Here is a 20,641-nt window from a genome sequence, read left to right on the forward strand (position 1 = left end):
GGGAGAAAGGGCAGCGCCCTTACTCCTCAACCTCCGCATCCAGGAGTTCCATATTCAGGCCGAGGCCACGGACTTCTTTAACCAGAACGTTGAACGATTCCGGTACGCCCGCCTCGAAGTTATCCTCGCCCTTGACGATCGACTCATAGACCTTGGTCCGGCCGGCGACGTCATCCGATTTCACGGTGAGCATCTCCTGCAGGGTGTAGGCGGCGCCGTAAGCTTCCAGCGCCCAGACCTCCATCTCACCAAAGCGCTGACCACCGAACTGCGCCTTACCACCCAGCGGCTGCTGGGTCACCAGGCTGTACGGCCCGGTCGAACGCGCGTGGATCTTGTCGTCCACCAGGTGGTGCAGTTTCAGCAGGTACTTGATGCCCACGGTCACCGGACGCGCGAACTGCTCGCCGGTGCGACCGTCGAACAGGATCGACTGACCGCTTTCCGAGAAACCGGCGCGGATCAGCGCGTCGTTGACGTCGGCCTCTTTGGCGCCGTCAAAGACCGGGGTTGCGATTGGAACACCGCGGGTCACGTTGCTGGCCGCTTCGATCAGCTGATCCTCGTCCATACCGCTGATGCCCTCTTCGTAGACATCCTCGCCATAGGCGTGTTTCATCGCATCACGGACCGGCGTCAGGTCGCCCGAGCGGCGGTATTCCTGCAGCGCCTCGTCGATCTTCAGACCCAGACCGCGCGCGGCCCAACCCATGTGGGTCTCAAGGATCTGACCGACGTTCATACGCGACGGCACGCCCAGAGGGTTCAGACAGAAGTCGACCGGAGTACCATCCGCAAGGAACGGCATGTCCTCCATCGGCACGACCTTCGAGATCACACCCTTGTTCCCGTGACGGCCGGCCATCTTGTCGCCCGGCTGCAGCTTGCGCTTCACGGCGATGAAGACCTTGACCATCTTCATCACGCCCGGCGGCAGGTCGTCGCCACGGCGGACCTTCTCGACCTTGTCTTCGAAACGGGCATCCAGGGCGCGTTTCTGCACCTCGTACTGCTCGTTCAGAGCCTCGACGATCTGGGCGTCCTTCTCGTCTTCCAGCGCCAGCTGCCACCACTGACCGCGGGTCAGCGACTCGAGCAGCTCTTCGGTGATCTCCGAGCCCGCCTTGACGCCTTTCGGCCCCTTGACGGCGGTTTTGCCCAGGATCATCGACTTGAGACGCGCATAGATGTTGCGGTCGAGGATCGCCAGTTCGTCGTCCCGGTCACGGGCCAGACGTTCGACTTCCTCACGCTCGATCTGCAGCGCACGCTCGTCTTTCTCGACGCCGTGGCGGTTGAACACGCGGACTTCGACGACCGTACCGTAATCGCCCGGCTTCACGCGCAGCGAGGTGTCGCGCACGTCGGATGCTTTTTCACCGAAGATGGCGCGCAGCAGCTTTTCTTCCGGGGTCATCGGGCTTTCGCCCTTCGGAGTGATCTTGCCGACCAGAATATCGCCCGGTTCAACATCCGCACCGATGTAAACGATGCCCGCCTCGTCGAGGTTGCGCAGCGCTTCTTCACCGACGTTCGGGATGTCGCGGGTGATCTCTTCCGGGCCCAGCTTGGTGTCACGGGCGGCGACTTCGAATTCCTCGATATGGACCGAGGTAAAGACGTCGTCACGCGCGATACGTTCCGAGATCAGGATCGAGTCTTCGTAGTTGTAACCGTTCCACGGCATGAACGCGACGACCACGTTCTTACCCAAGGCCAGTTCACCCATATCGGTCGACGGACCATCGGCAATGACTTCGCCCTTCTGGACGGTGTCACCCACCTTGATCAGCGGACGCTGGTTAATGCAGGTGTTCTGGTTCGACCGCTGGAATTTGCGCAGACGATAGATGTCAACGCCAGCGTCGCCCAGTTCCAGATCTTCGGTTGCACGGATAACGATACGCTGGGCATCAACCTGGTCGATGATGCCGGCACGTTTCGCCTGGATCGCAGCACCCGAGTCGATCGCAACCTTTTCCTCAATCCCGGTACCGACCAGCGGCGCCTCGGCCCGCAGCAGCGGAACCGCCTGACGTTGCATGTTCGAGCCCATCAGAGCGCGGTTGGCGTCGTCATTTTCAAGGAACGGGATCAGCGAGGCCGCAACCGAGACCAGCTGCTTCGGCGAAACGTCGATCAGGTCCACATTTTCGCGCGGGGCAAGCGTGTAGTCACCGGCCTGACGGGTCGAGACCAGATCGTTGATGAACTTGCCATCCGTATCCAGCGTCGCGTTGGCCTGGGCCACGGTGTGACGCATCTCCTCGGTCGCGGACATGTAGTGGACCTCGTCGGTCACCTGCCCGCCTTTCACAACGCGATAGGGGGTTTCGATGAAACCGTACTTGTTCACGCGGGCAAAGGTGGCCAGCGAGTTGATCAGACCGATGTTCGGACCTTCAGGCGTTTCAATCGGGCACATCCGGCCATAGTGGGTTGGGTGCACGTCGCGCACCTCAAAACCCGCACGCTCGCGCGTCAGACCACCCGGGCCAAGCGCCGACAGGCGGCGTTTGTGGGTGACTTCCGACAGCGGGTTGGTCTGGTCCATGAACTGCGACAGCTGCGAGCTGCCGAAGAATTCACGCACGGCGGCCGCCGCCGGTTTCGCGTTGATCAGGTCCTGCGGCATGACGGTGTCGATCTCGACCGACGACATGCGCTCTTTGATGGCGCGTTCCATGCGCAGCAGGCCGACGCGGTACTGGTTTTCCATCAGTTCACCGACCGAGCGCACACGACGGTTGCCTAGGTGGTCGATGTCGTCCACGTCGCCTTTGCCGTCACGAAGCTCGACCAGTGCCTTGATGCAGGCCACGATGTCTTCGCGGCGCAGAGTCCGCAGGGTGTCCGGAGCATCCAGGTTCAGGCGCATGTTCATCTTCACGCGGCCAACGGCCGACAGATCATAGCGCTCGCTGTCGAAGAACAGGGTGTCGAACAGAGCCGACGCGGCCTCGACGGTGGGCGGCTCGCCCGGACGCATGACGCGGTAGATGTCCATCAGCGCGCTTTCGCGGCCCATGTTCTTGTCCTGCGCCATGGTGTTGCGGATGTACGGACCGACGTTGATGTTGTCGATGTCCAGAACCGGAATATCGGTGATGCCGGCATCGATCAGCTCCTTCACGGTGCCGCCGATCAGCTCGCCATCCTTGTCATATTCCAGCGTCAGCTCATCACCGGCTTCGACATAGATCGCACCGGTTTCTTCATTGATGATGTCCTTGGCGACGAACTTTCCGACGATGTGGTCGAACGGCACCAGTAGGTCGGTGACCTTGCCCTCGTCGATCAGCTGCTTGACCGCGCGCGGGGTGACCTTCTTGCCGGCTTCGGCAATCACTTCACCGCTTTTTGCGTCGATCAGGTCATAGGTGGGACGGGTGCCGCGCACACGTTCGGGGAAGAACGGGGTGACCCAGCCCTTCTTCTTGTTCAGCTTGTAGGACACGGTGTCGTAATACGCGTCCATGATCGCTTCCTGGTCCAGGCCCAGGGCATAGAGCAGCGTGGTCACCGGCAGTTTGCGGCGACGGTCGATGCGTGCGTAGACGATGTCCTTGGCGTCGAACTCGAAGTCCAGCCAGCTGCCGCGGTACGGGATAATGCGGCAGGCAAACAGCAGCTTGCCCGAGGAGTGAGTCTTGCCCTTGTCGTGGTCGAAGAACACACCGGGCGACCGGTGCATCTGGGACACGATCACGCGCTCGGTGCCGTTCACGATGAAGGTGCCGTTCGGCGTCATCAGGGGCATGTCGCCCATGAACACGTCCTGTTCCTTGATGTCCTTGACCGATTTGGCCCCGGTGTCTTCGTCGACATCAAACACGATCAGGCGCAGAGTGACCTTCAGCGGCGCGCTGTAGGTCATATCGCGCTGCATGCACTCTTCAACGTCGTATTTCGGCTTTTCCAGCTCGTATTTCACGAATTCCAGCACGGAAGTTTCGTTGAAATCCTTGATCGGAAAGACCGATTGGAACACGCCATTGATACCTTCGCCGTCGGTCGGCTGGTCGGCATCGCCAGAGCGCAGGAATAGATCATAGGAGGATTTCTGGACCTCGATGAGGTTCGGCATTTCCAGGACTTCGCGGATTTTGCCGTAGTATTTCCGAAGACGTTTCTGGCCAAGGAACGATTGAGCCATGTCAGATGTCACCTTTCGATGTTCTCAGCGGGCAAAAACACCGTCGGGCCCCGGCGCCTTGCACATACGAGACGACACGTCCGGATCAATTCGTGGCCACCGTCCCGAATGGTAGCCTCCCGATCCGCGAACCGCGTCTTAGAAAACGCCCCAGCACATGAGGCCCTTTCTAAGACAGGTTCGGCTGGACCCGGATTTCTCCGGGCCCAGCCAAATTCCACGGCGCATCCGCGATGCACCGAAAGACAGGCTTAGGCCAGCTCGACCTCGGCGCCAGCTGCTTCCAGCTTGCCCTTGATCTCTTCGGCTTCTGCCTTGTCCACGCCTTCTTTGATCTTGCCGCCGGCTTCGACCAGTTCCTTGGCTTCTTTCAGGCCCAGGCCGGTGATGCCGCGAACTTCTTTGATGACGTTGATTTTCGAAGCGCCGGCGTTCTTCAGAACGACGTCGAATTCGGTTTTCTCTTCCTCAGCTGCACCGCCGGCATCGCCAGCTGCGCCTGCGACCATGACGGCGCCGCCAGCTGCGGGCTCGATGCCGTACTCGTCCTTGAGGATGGTTTTCAGTTCTTGTGCTTCCAGCAGGGTCAGACCAACGATCTCTTCTGCCAGTTTCTTCAGATCAGCCATTGTATCAGCTCTTTCCGTTTACAGTGTGTGTTCCAACGTCAGGGCATGTGCCCCACGCAGATCATTCAGTGCCAACCGCTTACGCAGCTTCCGCCTTCTCTTCGATGGTGGAAAGGATGCTTGCGATGTTGCTTGCAGGTGCGCCAATTGCACCGGCGATGTTCGAAGCAGGCGCGCCGATGCAGCCCACGATCGAAGCAATAAGCTCTTCACGCGACGGCATTTTCGACACGGCTGTGACACCAGCCCGGTCCAGAGCGTTCTCACCCATTGCACCGCCAAGGATCTCGAACTTCTGGTTCTCCTTAGCGAAGTCCTCGGCCACCTTGGCTGCTGCCACGGGGTCCTCGGAATAGGTCAGAACAGTCATACCCGTCAGCAGGTCAGCAATGCTCGCACATGGCTTACCGTCGAGGGCGATTTTGGCGAGCCTGTTCTTGGCAACACGCACGGAGCCGCCCGCGTCACGAGCACGTGCGCGAAGGTCCTGCATCTCGGCAACTGTCAGACCGGCGTAGTGAGCAACCACTACGACGCCAGAGCTTTCGAAGATTTGGCCGAGTTCCTCGACCACTTTCTCTTTCTGGGCTCTATCCACAGTTCTCTCCAAGTTAGGGGCGATATTTCACCCCGGCTCATATTTGCCGAGGGCTGCGCCCCGGCGTTCAGGTCCGTTGTTACGGGATTGGCCAAAATGCGCCCGAGGGTCAGGACCCTCGAAATTCTTTGGTCTTACCCGTCTCAGGCAGGGAATTAAGGGGCCGGAAGGACCCACCCACCGTCTTGGACGAAACGAAATAAAGCGCACGACGAATCGCACGCTTTATTCCGCAGCCCTCTTTAGGGCAGATGGCCGGGGTTTCCAAGGGGTAAATTGCCCGAACCCCAAGCCGGTAGACAATGACCGCAAACCCGAACAGGATCAACGGATGATCAAGTTGAAATCCATTTCCAAGCCGCAATTCCTGTTTCGTCAGATTTCTCGCCAATTATGGGTTCGAACCAGCCTGATTGCTGCTCTCGCCGTGGTCAGCGCGGGGATTGGCACCTACCTCGGCGGCTTCGTCCCCGACTTTCTCGCACAACGGCTGAGCACCGAGGCCGTGGCAAAGATCCTCGGCATTCTGGCGTCGTCCATGCTGGCGGTGACGACCTTTTCTCTGTCGATCATGGTCGCGGCACAGCGATGGGCGTCGAACCAGTCCTCTCCGCGCGCCCAGCAGGTGATCGAAGAAGACAGTGTCTCGCAAAACGTGCTGGCCACGTTTCTCGGCGCATTCATCTTCGCGCTCGTATCGCTGATCCTTGTCGAAACCGGGGTCTACACCCAGCAGTCCATCGCCGTTGCGCTCGCGTTCACCTTGGTGGTGATCTTTTTGGTGACACTGGCGCTCTTGCTCTGGATCGACCAATTGCCCAGCTATGGCAGCATCTCCGAAACGGCACGCAAGATAGAAAACAACGCCAGGGACACCATGACCCGAGCCATGGAACTGCCGTGCCTCGGCGCCGTTCCGTATCAATCCGCCGCGGATGTTCCGCGAACAGGGCACGACGTGCGGGCCAGTTCGACAGGGAACGTGCGCCACGTGGATGTCGGCATGCTGAATTCCTGCGCCGAAGAGAATGACTGCGAAATCTGGATCATGGCGCTGCCGGGGCAATTCGTGACCGAAGGCCAACCCCTGGCCAGAGCGACCCGGAAAATGGATGGTGAAACCATCCGGGAAGCCTTCGTGATCGGGACCGAGCGCAGCTTCAATCAAGACCCCCGCTTTGGCATTCAAACCCTGTCCGAAATCGCGCAGCGCGCGCTCTCGCCGGGTATCAACGACCCGATGACGGCAATTCAGATGGTCGAGAGGTTGCTGCGGGTTCTTCTGCCACTTGGCTCGCGGCCCACCCAGCCCACCGACCCGCAGTTCCCGAGAATCCATGCCCCCGAGATCGCGATCGACACGTTCCTGCGTGACGCTTATGCGGCCATTTCCCGGGATGCCGGTGACAAAGTCGAAGTCCACGAGGCCATTCTCAGCGCGCTGACCCGACTGACGCAGACTCAAGACGGGGCAATGAAAACCGCGGCCCGGGCGGCTGCGACCCAGGCATTGACCGTTGCCGAGCGCGACCTCAGGCTGGAGGCCGACAAGGCACGCGTACGCGAAATACCCAATCAGGTCACAGTCGAACCTGCCACCTGAGAGCAAAAGAAAACCCCGGGCAGCATGACCGCCCGGGGTTCGAATTTCCGAAAGAACGTGTCGGCTTATTCGCCCGAAGCTTGCGCCACATCCACGGTCACGCCGGGGCCCATGGTCGAGCTCAGCGCGATTTTCTTCATATAGGTGCCCTTGGCGCCCGACGGCTTCGCCTTGGCAACGGCCGAGATGAAGGCACGGACGTTTTCTGCCAGCTTGGCTTCGTCGAACGACGCCTTGCCAACGCCTGCGTGCACGACACCACCTTTTTCCGCCTTGAACTGAACTTCACCACCCTTGGCTGCTTCCACGGCCGCTTTCACGTCCATGGTCACGGTGCCAACCTTGGGGTTCGGCATCAGGTTGCGGGGGCCCAGAACCTTACCCAGACGGCCGACGATCGGCATCATGTCCGGGGTTGCGATGCAACGGTCAAAGTCGATGTTGCCGGCCTGGATGCTTTCCATCAGGTCCTCGGCGCCGACGATGTCCGCACCGGCTTCTTTCGCCTCGTCAGCCTTGGGGCCGCGCGCGAAGACAGCAACGCGCATGTCCTTGCCGGTGCCGTTCGGCAGACCGACGACGCCGCGCACCATCTGGTCTGCGTGACGGGTGTCGACGCCCAGGTTCATGGCGATTTCGATGGTTTCGTCAAACTTCGACGTTGCGTTGGCCTTGACCAGTGCAACTGCCTCTTCGACCGACAGGTTTTCCTTGCCGGCGACGGCTTCGCGCGCTGCGCGGGTACGTTTACCGAGTTTTGCCATCTTACTTCACCTCGATGCCCATGGAACGGGCCGAGCCCAGGATGATCTTCATTGCGCCTTCGACGTCGTTGGCGTTCAGATCCTTCATTTTGGCTTCGGCGATCTCGCGCACCTGCTTGGTGGTCACGGTTGCCACGGTCTCACGGCCGGGGTTCTCCGCGCCACGGGGGCGGTTACGCTTGCCGACCGGCTTCAGACCGGCCGCCTTCTTCAGGTAGTAAGACGCGGGAGGCGTCTTGATGTCCATGGTGAAGGACTTGTCCTGATAGTAGGTGATCACGGTCGGGCACGGAGCGCCGGGCTCCATGTCTGCGGTCTTGGCGTTGAACGCCTTGCAGAATTCCATGATGTTGATGCCGCGCTGACCCAGCGCCGGACCAACTGGTGGCGACGGGTTCGCCTGACCTGCAGGAACCTGCAGCTTCATCGTACCAGCAAGCTTCTTGGCCATTTGGTTTTCCTTTCAACGTGAATGGGACGCGTCCCATCCGGTTTTATGTTGCGTGGTCCGATCCGGAATCGCGATCCCTGCGATCTCCCACGAGAGAATCTCGCCCGAAGACGATAGGGGCGGCGTTTACAGGGGAACGAATGGGTTGGCAAGAGCATGCCACTGAAAACCGGATGGCTGGCGAAGCCGCCTTCCCAAGGCGTTCGTCGGCATGCAGGCTCCGCCCCCGCTATCGATCGGCAGACGCCTCCGGCTGAACGGCGCGCTGGTAGAGATGCCAAGTAGTATGCCCAAGGATCGGCAACGTAAAGACAAGCCCCAGAAACGCCGGCACCAGCGACAACAGCATAGTGACCGAGATGATGGCCGCCCAGCCAAGCATGACCACAGGGCTTTCGGCGACAACGCGGAGCGATGTAAGCATGGCCGTTACGAAATCGGTGTCGCGATCCAGAAGCAAGGGCATGGCAACAACAGTCACCGAAAATAGAACGGCGCACAGAAACGCACCGACGCAGGTGCCAACAGCCAGGAAGGCCCAGCCTTGGGGGGTAAAGAACACGGTGTTCAGGAACCCGTCGAAATCCGAAAACGAGGCATTCTGCAGGATGATCGCCAACCAAAGCCGAACCTGGTAGATCCATACCCAGAAAACGAACAGCGTAACGAAGGCCATCCAGCCCATTTCCCGCTTACGCTGATTGGCCATGACCGTCAGTATTTCCGACCAGCCAAAATCCTCTCCGGCCTGAAGTCGACGCGACATCTCATAGAGGCCTGCAGCGGCGAAAGGGGCGACCAGCGGAAATCCCACGACGGCAGGAATTATCATCCAAATCTTGCCAAGCCAGACCAGGCTCCAGACCAGCAGAAACCCGAAAACGGCATAGAACAGTCCGAAAAATCCGCTCATTATGGGACGCGCCAGAAAGTCGGAAAACCCGGCCTTCAGCGAGTCGGTGATGTCGGCGGCGGTGACCGTGTTGACCACAGGCATCGTCCGCTGAGGCGGGGTCAGCCTGTCGGGTGGCGTGGGGCCTGCAGCCTTGGATGTCATGACAGAGTCCTCCCAAAGCATCACTGCGCGCAAATCCTCTGGCCCATGAGCCCGGCTGCGCAACGGTCATACCTGTACCAAGCACAAGTGTGCATCAGGCAAGGAGTTAGGGCAAGCGGCCAAGGCTGTGGCGAAACCTTACCGGCAACCACCAGAAACAGTTGCGCCGCCTGTTACGGCGGCGCGTTCGATTTCTGCACGATCAGTTCCTGCAGGAAAGATCAGCTCTGCTTGGTGACCTGCGTAAAGTCCAGCTCGACCGGAGTTTCGCGCCCGAAGATCGAGACGGTAACCTTCAGCTTCTGGTTCTCGTCGTCCACGCCCTCGACCATACCGTCGAAATCCTCGAACGGGCCGTCGTTGACTTTGACCTTCTCGCCAACCTCGAAGCTGATCATCAGCTTGGGTGCTTCCTCACCTTCCTGAACACGGTTGAGGATCTGGTTTACCTCGGCGTCGCGCATCGGCATCGGGCGGCCCTGAGGACCCAGGAAACCGGTGACCCGGTTGATCGAGTTGATCAGGTGATAGCCTTGATCCGACATTTCCATGTGCACCAGTACGTAGCCGGGCATGAAACGGCGTTCAGTCGTGACCTTCTTGCCCCGGCGTACCTCGATCACCTCTTCGGTGGGAACCAGAACCTCGTCGATCTCGTCCTCAAGGCCGTGCTCGGCCACCGACGTGCGGATCTGCTCTGCGATCTTCTTTTCGAAATTCGAAAGAACGCTGACCGAGTACCACCGTTTCGCCATGAACCTGTCGTCCTTGTTTGCCTTTGGCGCGCCGCGTCGGGCGGACGCACCTGAATTGAAATTTTGTCGCGGTCCGGCCGCGTGTTCCGGAATAAAAAGCGGCGCGCAGTCCGAATCGCCGCACGCCCATCCCGAAAGGTCCCGCGTCAACTACTCTGACATTGCCTGCTGTGCAAGGGGGCAGTGCCGGTCGGGCGCCCGAAACGGGCGCACCTCGGCGCGATCCGACGGGACCCGGCAGTCGGCTTTAGCTGAACATACCCAGGATCAGTTGCAGACCGCCGCGAATGCCCAGATCCACCAGAGCAAAGAACACGGCAGTCAGAGCCGCCATGATGAACACCATGACCGTGGTCAGCAGAACCTCGCGCCGCGTCGGCCAGACGACCTTCGCAACTTCGGCACGGACTTGCTGAATGAACTGGATCGGGTTTGTGGTGGCCATTAGGCTTGGTCTCTCTGCTAGCGGATGGGCCGGACATAGCCGGGCATTGCGGCAATTTCAAGGGCCGTCGGCATCACGATTGCACCCGGTCAGGACTTGGGGCGATCATCCCACTCGTTGCTCAGAATCCGTCGGGCATCGCCTTCGGGGTCGTCATATTGGTTGCTGCGGACCGTGTAGATGAACGCCACCAGCCCAACACCGCCCAACAGCAGCGAAATCGGTATCAAATAGGCCAGAACTTCCATAAGGATCACCTCAGGCGCAGAGCGTTCAGGGATACGGTAATCGACGATGTGGACATCGCCAAGGCCGCGATCAAGGGCGTCGCAAGGCCGGCAACGGCCAAAGGCACCGCGATGACATTGTAGATCGTCGCAATCTGAAAATTCTCGCGGATGCGCTGCGTCGCCCGGACAGCAGTATGGCAGGCATCGGCGATCGGCGACAGGTCATTGCCTAGCAGAACGATGTCCGAAGCCACACGGGCCGCATCCAGTGCCGAAGCCGGAGAGATCGAGGCATGGGCCGCCGCCAGCGCGGCTGTGTCGTTCAACCCGTCACCGACCATCAGAACCCGGCGGCCTTGGTCTGCCAGCTTCTGAATGTGTCCCGCCTTGTCCTGCGGCAGTGCCCGCGCGATCCAGGTCTCGATCCCCAGCTTCTCGGCCAGAGCTTTCACGGCGTTGGTCGTGTCCCCGGACATGAGGATGACGTCCTTGCCCGCATCGCGCAAAGCCGCGACCGCGTCGGCGGCGCCGGGGCGCAATGAGTCGGCAAAGCGGAACTCGACCGGGCGATCGTCCCCCACCGCCAACCAAGCCGCGGTGTAATCACCTTCCGTCGCGCCCACCCATTCGGCTCGGCCCAGCCGCACGAGTTGCCCCTGAAACTGGCCTTCGGTCCCGCGACCGGGAATCTCGGTGACGTTTTCAACCTCGGCCGGGGTATACCCCTCGGCCCGAGCGGCCCGGGTCAGGGCGACCGCCAGCGGATGCGCCGAAGCCTGTGCCAAGGCCAGAGCGATCTCGATCTCACGGCCTGTGTGTTCGCCACCGTTGACCAGTTGAGGCGCGCCTGATGTGAGCGTTCCGGTCTTGTCGAACACTACGGTGTCGACCTCGGCCAACCGCTCCAACGCGGTGGCGTCCTTGATCAGCATCCCCTTGCGGAACAGCCGCCCCGAGGCTGCGGTGGTGACCGCAGGAACCGCCAACCCCAACGCACAGGGGCAGGTGATGATCAGCACAGCGGCGGCGATGTTCAGAGCTGTGCGCAGATCGCCAGAATAGATGTACCAGCCAACGAAACTGAGTGCGGACAGGATATGAACCCCGGGGGCATACAGCTTGGCCGCCTTGTCCGCCAAGGACGTATAGCGCGACCGCCCGGATTCCGCGATGGCCACAAGATCTGCCATGCGGTGCAGCGAAGTCTCTTCGCCCACCGCCGTTGCCTGAATGGTCAGCGGCCCGGTCAGGTTGACCTCACCCGCGCTGACCTGTGTTCCCGGCTGGGCAAATACCGGCAGGGTTTCACCGGTCAGCAACGACCGGTCCAACTCGGATTCACCGGTCACGATCTTGCCGTCCACCGGCATCCGCCCCCCTGGTCGCACCAGGATCAGGTCACCGACGGCCAGTTCGGCAACAGCGACCTCGCGCTCGGCCCCGTCAACAAGACGGATGGCGCGCGGCACCTCGAGGGCTGTCAGCTCCTCGGCGGCGGAGCGGGCCGCGGCACGGGTGCGGTAATCCAGATAGCGCCCCGCCAGCAGAAAGAACGTCAGCGTCAAAGCCGCATCGAAATAGGCGTGCTCACCGCTCAGCGCCGTTTCCCAAAGCGAAGTGACCAAGGCCAGCAGGATTGCCAGAACGATCGGCACGTCCATGTTCAGGCGGCGAACCCGCAGCGCGCTCCACGCGTTGGCAAAAAACGGTTGGGCCGAGAACGCAATGGCCGGGAGGGCAATGGCCGCCGATATCCAGTGAAACATGTCGCGCGTCGCGTCAGTGGCGCCGGACCAGACGGACACTGACAGCAGCATCACGTTCATCGATGCAAAGCCGGCGACCGCGAGCCGCATCAGAAGGTCTCGTCCGGCCTTGTCCGATTGCGTGGCTGACAGGGCACCGGGATCCAGCTCATGCGCCTCGTACCCGGCCCGATCGAGGACCGGGATCAGGTCCGTTGCCCGAACCTCGGGGCCCGCCTTGATCAGAGCGCGCTTGAGCGTCAGGTTGACTCGCGCGTCCTGTACGCCGGGGTGCGCGTTCAACGCACGTTCGACATTGGCAATACAGGCCGAGCAATGAATGCCCGGCAGTGACAGCGCGATCTGAACGTCGACCGGTACCGGCCTGGCCGGTTCCGCCGGAGCCGCGATGCAGCCCGGACAGGCTGCGGTCCCGGATGTCACTTGCGACGACATCAGCCTAACCCTTGATGTACAACGGAATGCGCCGACTGAATTCCGCGCCGTCCGCATCGCGCGCGACGATACGGACATTCCAGTTGCCTTTTCCAAGTGTCGCCGGGGTGGAATACGCCACACCGTCAAAGGTGAAGTCCGGCGAAAAATCCTCGCGCATATGAGTTGCGCGGCCGACCACGGCCTGCAGTTCGGCCACCCGCACAGGCGCGCCTTGCGCATCCGTGATGCGAAGGATCAGCAGGCCGCCCTTGGTTTCCACGTCTGCATCCCAGCCTAGAGACTGCTGCTCCTGCAGCTTTTCATTGAACTCCTGACTGGCAACGTAGGAGTTCTTGACCTCGAGCCCGGGAAATGTCGCGACTGCTTTGTAGGCCAGCACCAGATTGACGGCGATGATGACACCGAAGGCCCCGACAAAAACCGCAAGAGCGTGCTTTCCGGTGAATTTGCGCTCGGCCATGGTTCAGTTCCCCCGCCCGTTGAACGTGGTGTCCTTGTAGGCGCGCTCGCCGCTTTGCAGGTCTTCGACCCAGATCCGGACCGGTGTCGTTTCCGCCGTTGCGGGCGCTGTATCTTTCGCGGCGACGATGTAGACCCGGGTCAACTGCGCCGTGTCCGCAGTTACGTTTACCGTATCCAGTTCCGTTCCTTCAATCTGAACCTGCAGGCTTGGGTCACCGACCAGAGACAGTTTGAACAGGCGGTCTTCGCCATGCTTGTTCCGCAACCGCACGTCGTAGGTGTTGCGGATCGAACCGTCGGACATGGTCACGAATGTCGGATTGCGCACCGGTGCCACCGTCAGATCGATATCCGACCGGATGAACAACGCAAACAGCAGGCCAAAACCCACCAGCGACCAAAGCGCGGTATACATGATCGTCCGGGGCCGCAGGATGTGCTTCCACACGTTCTTTGGAGGCTGGCCCGCGCGTTCACGCGTTTCGTCGCTGAGCGCCATATAGTCGATCAGACCGCGCGGCTTGCCGATCTTGGCCATCATGTCGTCGCAGGCATCGATGCACAGCGCGCAGGTTATGCACTCCAGCTGTTGGCCATCACGGATGTCGATTCCGACCGGGCAGACATTGACGCAGGCCATGCAATCGATGCAGTCGCCCAGTTCAGAGTCGGCCGTCCGTTTGCCCTTGCCGCGCGGCTCGCCCCGCCACTCTCGGTAGCCGACCACCAGAGTGTCCTCGTCCATCATCGCCGCCTGAATTCGCGGCCACGGACAGGCATAGATGCAGATCTGCTCGCGCGCGAACCCGCCGAAGAAAAAGGTCGTGCCGGTCAGAACCAGCATGGTGGTATAGGCGATCGGATGAGCGTTGCCGGTCACAAGGTCCCGCGCAAGGGTCGGCGCATCCGCGAAATAGAACACCCAGGCCCCGCCGGTCGCCAGACCGATCAGGAACCAGACCACCCATTTGGTCAATCGCAGGCGGGCCTTGCGGAAATCCAGCTTCTTCTGACGATGAAGGCGCAGGCGGGCGTTTCGATCGCCTTCGATCCAGCGCTCGACCAGAATGAAAAGGTCGGTCCAAACCGTCTGTGGGCAGGCATAGCCGCACCACACCCGCCCCAAGGCCGACGTAAACAGGAACAGGCCCAAGCCGGCCATGATCAGCAGACCGGCCACAAAGTAGAATTCGTGTGGCCAGATCTCGATCCAGAAGAAGTAAAAGCGGCGGTTCGCAAGATCCAGCAGCACCGCCTGATCCGGAAGGCTGGGGCCCCTATCCCATCGGATCCACGGCGTCACATAGTAGATGCCAAGCGTGACGGCCATTATGATCCATTTGAGGTTCCGAAACTTGCCGGAAACGCGCCGTGGAAAGATCGGTTCCCTTGCGGCGTAAAGGCTGGGGGCTGGGGTGTGATCGCTCACGGCATGGCTCCGGATCTTGCTGTTGGTCGGGCGACTTGTTCCAGATCATACACCGGACAACTTTGACATGGGTCAAAAGCGCATCGCACAGACACCTTTTGTCACACCTGGTTCGCTTGGCGTTTCAACCACCCGACGAATGTCTTCACCGCCTTTCTTTGCGGCGTTTGCGCCGTCACGATGTGGTAGCCTCGGGCGTCCGGTGCGACATGAAGTTCAACTAGTCTTCCGGCCACGATATCACGTTCGACGAAATGTCGCACCGTCACCGTGACCCCCTGCCCCGCGCGAACGCCCTCAAGGACCAGGTTGCCCGGCAGACTGGTCCGTCCGGCGCCTGGGTCTATGGCCGCCCCATGTTGTGCCAGCCATGTGCTGGCTTCGGTCGTGCCCACCTCTTCCAGCCACGGCAAACGGGCCAGATCAGCCGGCGACCACTCGGATCTGGACCCTAAGAGACTGGGCGCGGCAACGATGACGATCGGGGTTTTCAACAACATCTCGGACCGGACGCCCGGCCAACCGCCTGCCCCGTATCGAATCGCGACATCCACCCCGCCGGGGCGCAGATCGACCAGTTCCGGTGACGGATCCAAGGTCAGATCGATCCCCGGGTGATCCGACCGGAAAATCGGCAACCGCGGCATCAGCCACGAAGCCGCAAATGAGGAAGTCAGCGAGACGTGCACCGGCCGATCCTCGCCCGCGTGCACCAGGTCCGAGACCGCCGCATGGATGGCGCCGAACCCCAGCTGAACGCTGCGCGCCAGGTGTTCGCCATCCGACGTCAGGACCAGAGTCTTGCCCGACCGGTCCAACAGGGTCACGCCCATATGCGCCTCAAGCGCGCGCAACTGCTGGCTTATGGCGGCATGACTTACATTCAACGCATCGCCGGCCTTGACGATATTTCTGTGCTCGGCAAATGCAGCGAAAGCCCGTAACGCCGATAGTGGCGGAAGGTTCAGCCAGTCCATATGTAACCTCTACTTACATCTGAACACGGTAATTGAGTCGCAAATATCCGGTCAAGAGCCGATGCTGGAACCCGAGTTCATCGCATCAGGAGAAAGACCATGCTGAACATCTACGCTGCTTCCTTCATGACCGCCACGCGGCTGAACGCCCCCAAGCTGCGCGACGCGCCCAAACCGAATGCGCCAAAAAGGAAAAGATGGCTGCCCGCCGGACACTGGTGGGTCAGCAAGAGCCGCGAGTTGGATCCGCGCAACCTTTAGCATCAGTTTGCGTGCCGGCGCTGGACCGGGGCCATTGTCAGCACTATTTTCGGAAAATGCGGTGCCGGCTGTTCAGGAAACGCGCGAACAGATGGAACAGCCGGCACCTAGGCCTTCGGGCGGCACGCCGCCCGAAGGTGTTCCTGGATTTTATTGACCGCCACCCAATTGGTGGACATAGGCCGACACGGCGCGGATCTGCGCTTCGGTCAGACGCGTGTCCCAAGGGGGCATGACGCCAAACCGGCTGTAGGTCACCGTTTCGGTCAGCGTTTTCTCATCGCCGCCATACAGCCAGATCGCATCCGTCAGGTTCGGTGCGCCCTGCGCGATATCGCCCTTTCCGTCATCGCCGTGACAGGCCGCGCAGTTGTCCTCGTAGACAACCTTGCCCGCCTGCGCCGCAGCATCGTCGGTTTGGGCGTTGGTCAGCGACATCACATATTGCACGACCTGGGTGATTTCCTCGGGCTCGAGGATCTCGCCGAATGCCGGCATTTCGGAGTAGCGCGCGTCGTCGCTTTCTTCGTTGCGAATGCCGTAGCTGACCGTTGTGACGATGTCATCCAAGGTACCGCCCCACAGCCAGGCGTCGTCCAGAAGGTTCGGGAAACCCTTTGCGCCCTGCGCGCCCGAACCGTGGCACTGAGCGCACCAGGTGCGGAACACGGCGCCACCGGCGTTGACCGCATATTGCTGCAGCTCGGCATCCTTGGCGATATCATCCAGCGGTGTCTCGACCAGCTTGGCGTTCCACGGAGCGTTGGCCTCTTCAAACGAAACCATCTCCTTCTGCACCAACTCACGCGAGGACCAGCCAAGCACACCGGCGGTTGCAGATTGCACCAGCGGCCACGCCGGATACATGATCGTGTAGATCACACCCCAGAAGATGGTCGCGTAGAAGGTCCACAACCACCAACGCGGCATCGGGTTGTCGAATTCCTCGATGCCATCCCAGCTGTGACCGGTCGTCTTGGGATCACCCGGCTGTTTTTCAGGTGTCTTGCTCATTTCCGCGCCTCCTCGGATGTGGCGGGTTTGTCTTGGTGCCGGAACGGGATGTTTGCGGTGTCCTTGTATTCCTTGCTGGCACCGGGGCGGAACACCCAGATGACGATGCCGACAAAGAAGGCGAACAACAGAAGCAGCATCCAGCTATCCGCGAATTGCCTCAGGATCGTGTATTCTTCCATCACACCCTCCTTTAGCGGCTTGCATCCGGGGTGAAGGTCGAGAAGTCGACCAGCGTTCCCAGCATCTGCAGATATGCAACCAACGCATCGGCTTCGGTCAGTTCCGGCTGACCATCGAAGTTGCGCACGTTGACGTTTTCGCCATAACGCTCCAGCAGCCCGTCATAGTCGCTGTCCGGATCGGCCTGCGCCCGGAAATCGGCAACTGCGTTTTCCAGCATCTCGTCTGTGTAAGGCGTGCCCAGAACCGCATTGGTGGCCATGATGTCACCGATATACCGGCCGTCGATCTTGCGGTTTTCCAGGAAGCCGTATTTCGGCATCACGGATTCCGGCACCACCGATTGCGGATCACGCAGATGGTCCACGTGCCATTGATCCGAGTAGCGGCCACCCACACGGGCCAGATCGGGCCCGGTGCGCTTGGACCCCCACTGGAACGGGTGGTCATACATCGACTCGGCCGCCAGCGAGTAGTGGCCATAACGCTCGACCTCGTCCCGCATCGGGCGGATCATCTGACTGTGGCAGACATAACAGCCTTCGCGGATGTAGATCTCACGCCCCGCCATCTCGAGAGGGGTGTAAGGGCGCATGCCCTCCACCTTCTCGATTGTGTTCTCAAGGTAGAACAGCGGGGTGATCTGAACGATGCCACCGATGGTCACGACCAGGAAGCTGAAGATCAGCAGGAGGGTCGCGTTGGTCTCGAGGATCTTGTGTTTGTCGAGAATTGCCATTGCTCCGGCCCTCCTTATTCAGCCGGGACCGCGACGGTCAGGCTGGCCTCTTTGGCCGGAGCCCGCCGGACGGTCATCCACAGGTTGTAGCACATGATCAGCGCACCAGCGACGAACAGAACACCGCCCAGCGCACGCACCACATACATCGGGAACTTGGCCGCCACGGTGTCGGCGAACGAGTTCACCAGGAAGCCGTTGGCATCCACTTCGCGCCACATCAGGCCTTCCATGATACCGGTGACCCACATCGACGCGGCGTAGAGCACGATACCGATGGTGGCGAGCCAGAAGTGCCAGCTGACCATCTGCAGCGAGTACAGACGCTCGCGCTTCCAAAGAACCGGAACGAGGAAGTACAGCGCACCAAATGTGATCATGCCGTTCCAGCCCAGCGCGCCGGAATGCACGTGACCAATGGTCCAGTCTGTGTAGTGCGACAGCGAGTTCACCGCGCGGATCGACATCATCGGACCTTCGAAGGTGGACATGCCGTAGAAACCGACCGAGATGACCATCATGCGGATGACCGGGTCGGTACGCAGCTTGTCCCAAGCGCCCGACAGGGTCATCAGGCCGTTGATCATGCCACCCCACGAAGGCATCCACAGCACGACCGAGAATACCATGCCCAGCGTCGAGGCCCAGTCAGGCAGCGCGGTATAGTGCAGGTGGTGCGGACCGGCCCAGATATACAGGAAGATCAGCGCCCAGAAGTGGATGATCGACAGTTTGTAGCTGAAGACCGGGCGTTCGGCCTGCTTGGGAATGAAGTAGTACATCATGCCCAGGAAGCCCGCAGTCAGGAAAAAGCCCACGGCGTTGTGCCCATACCACCACTGAATCATGGCATCCTGCACGCCCGACCAGACGATGACCGATTTCGAACCCCAGATGCTGACCGGAATGGTCATGTTGTTGACCAGGTGCAGCATCGCGACGGTGACGATGAACGCCAGGTAGAACCAGTTCGCCACATAAATGTGGGGCTCTTTCCGCTTGACGATCGTCCCCAGGAACACGGCCAGATAGGCCACCCAGACGATGGTCAGCCACAGGTCTACATACCATTCAGGCTCGGCATATTCCTTGGACTGGGTCCCGCCCAGCACATAGCCGGTCGCGGCAAGAACGATGAACAGCTGATAGCCCCAGAACACGAACCAGGCCAGGTTGCCGCCCCACAGACGCGCGGCGCTTGTGCGCTGCACGACGTAGAAGGATGTGGCGATCAGGGCGTTGCCGCCGAACGCGAAAATGACCGCTGATGTGTGCAGCGGGCGCAACCGGCCAAAGTTCAGAAGCCCCTGCGCCCATTCGAAGTTCAGCACCGGAAAGGCCAGCTGGAACGCGATGAAAGTTCCCACCAGGAACCCTACGACACCCCAAAAGGCGGTTGCGATCACGCCATAGCGGATCACGCCATCCATGTACTCACCCGAACGATCGACGAGAATATCCGGCTCATCCGTGTTTCGCAGCGTCCAGATGAACAGGCCACCGGCGATGAGCATCACCAGTATCGCGTGCACCTGATACGCCAAATCCCGCGCATAGTTGGATCCGATCGCTGCGAACAGCACGACCAGACCAAGCGCGATCAGCTTGATGTAATTCGACATATTGCGTCCCTTTGCCATGCTCCGGGCGATTCTTGTGCCGCATAGAGCTTTCGTTGACTGGTTGCTGTATGATCCATGCACAACCAATGCTGCTTTGATCTGCATCAAGACAATAGCCTGAAAACTGTGACAGGCATAAGCAAATGAATGGGTTACCTGGTCGCACAGGTTTCAGAACCCGAAACACGAGGTCGAAATGGCTTATAAATCTCTTCTCACCGTCATGACGGAAACCAAGTTTGCCAAGCCGGCTCTGGCCCAGTTGGTCGCCTTGGCCGAAGCGCAGGACGGCCATGCCGAAGCGCTGTGCCTCGGTGTCGACCGTAGCCAGACCGGCTACTACTACGCAGGCGCAAACGCCCTGATCCTTCAGGAGACCTTGAAGCGTGCAAATGCCGAGGCCGATGAAGTGCTTGCCTTTGCCGAGGTTTTCCTGGGCAAGTCAGGCGTACGCTGGTCCGCTGAAAACGGCGTGGCGCAGATCGCCGACCTGGGTCGGCACGTCGCGCATCGGGCCCGTTTCTCGGACCTTGTCGTTCTGCCGCAGCCCTATGGCAAAGATCGCGGCGCGGAGGCCGAACCGATCATCGAAGCCGCTATGTTCGAGGGTCACGCCCCGGTTCTGGTGGTCCCGGATGACGCGAAACAGTTCGCCAGCCCTCGGACAGTGCTGATCGGCTGGAATGAGAGTGTCGAGGCGATGAATGCCATTCGGCGCGCGCTGCCGTTCCTGCGGGCGGCCGAACTGACCCGCATCGTTGTGATCGACCCGCCGCGTCACGGCCCTGATCGCTCGGACCCGGGCGGTATGCTGTCGCAAATGCTGTCCCGCCATGGCGTGAAATGCGAAATCGACGTGCTGAGCAAGACGATGACGCGTGTGTCCGACATTCTGAACCGTCACGCCGCAGACGTCGAAGCCGACATGATCGTGATGGGCGCCTATGGTCACTCGCGATTCCGCGAGGCCATTCTGGGTGGCGCGACCCGGAACATGTTGGAACAGTCCTCGGTTCCGGTTTTCCTGGCCCACTGAACCGCGGGCACGGCAAAACAAATAAC

At 60.6% G+C, this 20,641-nt stretch carries 20 protein-coding genes; 3 read left to right on the top strand and 17 right to left on the bottom strand.

Annotated features, from left to right (window positions below):
- Positions 1-19 precede the first annotated feature (19 nt).
- From rpoB to rplJ, 3 genes are all read right to left on the bottom strand, one after another.
- Positions 20-4,156 carry a DNA-directed RNA polymerase subunit beta gene (gene rpoB / locus K3752_RS13980; RefSeq protein ID WP_170341436.1) on the bottom strand — a complete coding sequence of 1,379 codons (4,137 nt, stop codon included), beginning with the start codon at positions 4,154-4,156 and terminating at the stop codon, positions 20-22.
- A 251-nt stretch (positions 4,157-4,407) separates the two neighbouring features.
- Positions 4,408-4,785 (bottom strand): 50S ribosomal protein L7/L12, encoded by a 378-nt coding sequence (gene rplL / locus K3752_RS13985; RefSeq protein WP_093964343.1) that lies wholly within the window; start codon positions 4,783-4,785, stop codon positions 4,408-4,410.
- A gap of 79 nt (positions 4,786-4,864) precedes the next feature.
- The gene (rplJ, locus tag K3752_RS13990; RefSeq protein WP_093964423.1) at positions 4,865-5,383 is read right to left on the bottom strand and encodes a 50S ribosomal protein L10; all 519 of its coding nucleotides are present in this window, start codon (positions 5,381-5,383) and stop codon (positions 4,865-4,867) included.
- 331 nt (positions 5,384-5,714) lie between these two features.
- Between rplJ and K3752_RS13995 the strand changes: the two genes are divergently transcribed.
- Positions 5,715-6,986 carry a DUF2254 domain-containing protein gene (locus tag K3752_RS13995; RefSeq protein WP_260063560.1) on the top strand — a complete coding sequence of 424 codons (1,272 nt, stop codon included), beginning with the start codon at positions 5,715-5,717 and terminating at the stop codon, positions 6,984-6,986.
- Between the two features lie 65 nt (positions 6,987-7,051).
- Here K3752_RS13995 and rplA read toward each other — a convergent pair whose 3' ends face one another.
- From rplA to K3752_RS14045, 10 genes are all read right to left on the bottom strand, one after another.
- A complete protein-coding gene (gene rplA / locus K3752_RS14000; RefSeq protein WP_093964341.1) occupies positions 7,052-7,750 on the bottom strand; it encodes a 50S ribosomal protein L1 in 699 nt (232 codons plus the stop codon).
- A gap of 1 nt (position 7,751) precedes the next feature.
- Positions 7,752-8,201, bottom strand: a complete 450-nt coding sequence (rplK, locus tag K3752_RS14005; RefSeq protein ID WP_093964340.1) for a 50S ribosomal protein L11 — start codon at positions 8,199-8,201, stop codon at positions 7,752-7,754.
- A 229-nt stretch (positions 8,202-8,430) separates the two neighbouring features.
- Positions 8,431-9,258: a DUF2189 domain-containing protein gene (locus tag K3752_RS14010; protein WP_260063562.1), complete on the bottom strand. Its 828-nt coding sequence runs from the start codon at positions 9,256-9,258 to the stop codon at positions 8,431-8,433.
- Between the two features lie 221 nt (positions 9,259-9,479).
- Positions 9,480-10,013: a transcription termination/antitermination protein NusG gene (gene nusG / locus K3752_RS14015; protein ID WP_093964422.1), complete on the bottom strand. Its 534-nt coding sequence runs from the start codon at positions 10,011-10,013 to the stop codon at positions 9,480-9,482.
- A gap of 247 nt (positions 10,014-10,260) precedes the next feature.
- Positions 10,261-10,458 (bottom strand): preprotein translocase subunit SecE, encoded by a 198-nt coding sequence (gene secE, locus K3752_RS14020; protein WP_093964338.1) that lies wholly within the window; start codon positions 10,456-10,458, stop codon positions 10,261-10,263.
- 89 nt (positions 10,459-10,547) lie between these two features.
- The gene (gene ccoS, locus K3752_RS14025; RefSeq protein ID WP_093964337.1) at positions 10,548-10,706 is read right to left on the bottom strand and encodes a cbb3-type cytochrome oxidase assembly protein CcoS; all 159 of its coding nucleotides are present in this window, start codon (positions 10,704-10,706) and stop codon (positions 10,548-10,550) included.
- Between the two features lie 5 nt (positions 10,707-10,711).
- On the bottom strand, positions 10,712-12,889 hold the full coding sequence (locus K3752_RS14030) for a heavy metal translocating P-type ATPase (protein WP_260063563.1): 2,178 nt from the start codon (positions 12,887-12,889) through the stop codon (positions 10,712-10,714).
- Between the two features lie 4 nt (positions 12,890-12,893).
- On the bottom strand, positions 12,894-13,352 hold the full coding sequence (locus K3752_RS14035; RefSeq protein ID WP_260063564.1) for a FixH family protein: 459 nt from the start codon (positions 13,350-13,352) through the stop codon (positions 12,894-12,896).
- A 3-nt stretch (positions 13,353-13,355) separates the two neighbouring features.
- Positions 13,356-14,783: a cytochrome c oxidase accessory protein CcoG gene (gene ccoG, locus K3752_RS14040; protein WP_170369979.1), complete on the bottom strand. Its 1,428-nt coding sequence runs from the start codon at positions 14,781-14,783 to the stop codon at positions 13,356-13,358.
- Between the two features lie 101 nt (positions 14,784-14,884).
- The gene (locus tag K3752_RS14045; RefSeq protein WP_260063565.1) at positions 14,885-15,760 is read right to left on the bottom strand and encodes a LysR family transcriptional regulator; all 876 of its coding nucleotides are present in this window, start codon (positions 15,758-15,760) and stop codon (positions 14,885-14,887) included.
- A gap of 99 nt (positions 15,761-15,859) precedes the next feature.
- On the opposite strand from K3752_RS14045, the gene K3752_RS14050 reads away from it, so the two are divergent.
- A complete protein-coding gene (locus K3752_RS14050) occupies positions 15,860-16,021 on the top strand; it encodes a hypothetical protein (protein WP_170364352.1) in 162 nt (53 codons plus the stop codon).
- 150 nt (positions 16,022-16,171) lie between these two features.
- Here K3752_RS14050 and ccoP read toward each other — a convergent pair whose 3' ends face one another.
- Genes ccoP through ccoN form a run of 4 tightly spaced genes read right to left on the bottom strand, consistent with a single transcriptional unit; the run spans position 16,172 to position 19,579 of the window.
- Positions 16,172-17,035: a cytochrome-c oxidase, cbb3-type subunit III gene (gene ccoP, locus K3752_RS14055; protein ID WP_170540406.1), complete on the bottom strand. Its 864-nt coding sequence runs from the start codon at positions 17,033-17,035 to the stop codon at positions 16,172-16,174.
- The gene (locus K3752_RS14060) at positions 17,032-17,217 is read right to left on the bottom strand and encodes a cbb3-type cytochrome c oxidase subunit 3 (protein ID WP_093964331.1); all 186 of its coding nucleotides are present in this window, start codon (positions 17,215-17,217) and stop codon (positions 17,032-17,034) included. Before K3752_RS14060 ends, ccoP begins: the two co-directional genes overlap by 4 nt.
- An 11-nt stretch (positions 17,218-17,228) precedes the next feature.
- A complete protein-coding gene (ccoO, locus tag K3752_RS14065; protein ID WP_093964330.1) occupies positions 17,229-17,957 on the bottom strand; it encodes a cytochrome-c oxidase, cbb3-type subunit II in 729 nt (242 codons plus the stop codon).
- Between the two features lie 14 nt (positions 17,958-17,971).
- Positions 17,972-19,579 carry a cytochrome-c oxidase, cbb3-type subunit I gene (ccoN, locus tag K3752_RS14070; RefSeq protein WP_093964421.1) on the bottom strand — a complete coding sequence of 536 codons (1,608 nt, stop codon included), beginning with the start codon at positions 19,577-19,579 and terminating at the stop codon, positions 17,972-17,974.
- A 196-nt stretch (positions 19,580-19,775) separates the two neighbouring features.
- Here ccoN and K3752_RS14075 point away from each other — a divergent pair, with 196 nt between their 5' ends.
- Positions 19,776-20,615, top strand: a complete 840-nt coding sequence (locus tag K3752_RS14075; RefSeq protein WP_260063566.1) for a universal stress protein — start codon at positions 19,776-19,778, stop codon at positions 20,613-20,615.
- Positions 20,616-20,641 lie beyond the last annotated feature (26 nt).

Source organism: Ruegeria sp. B32 (assembly GCF_025141855.1).
GTDB classification, from domain to species: Bacteria; Pseudomonadota; Alphaproteobacteria; order Rhodobacterales; family Rhodobacteraceae; genus Ruegeria; species Ruegeria arenilitoris.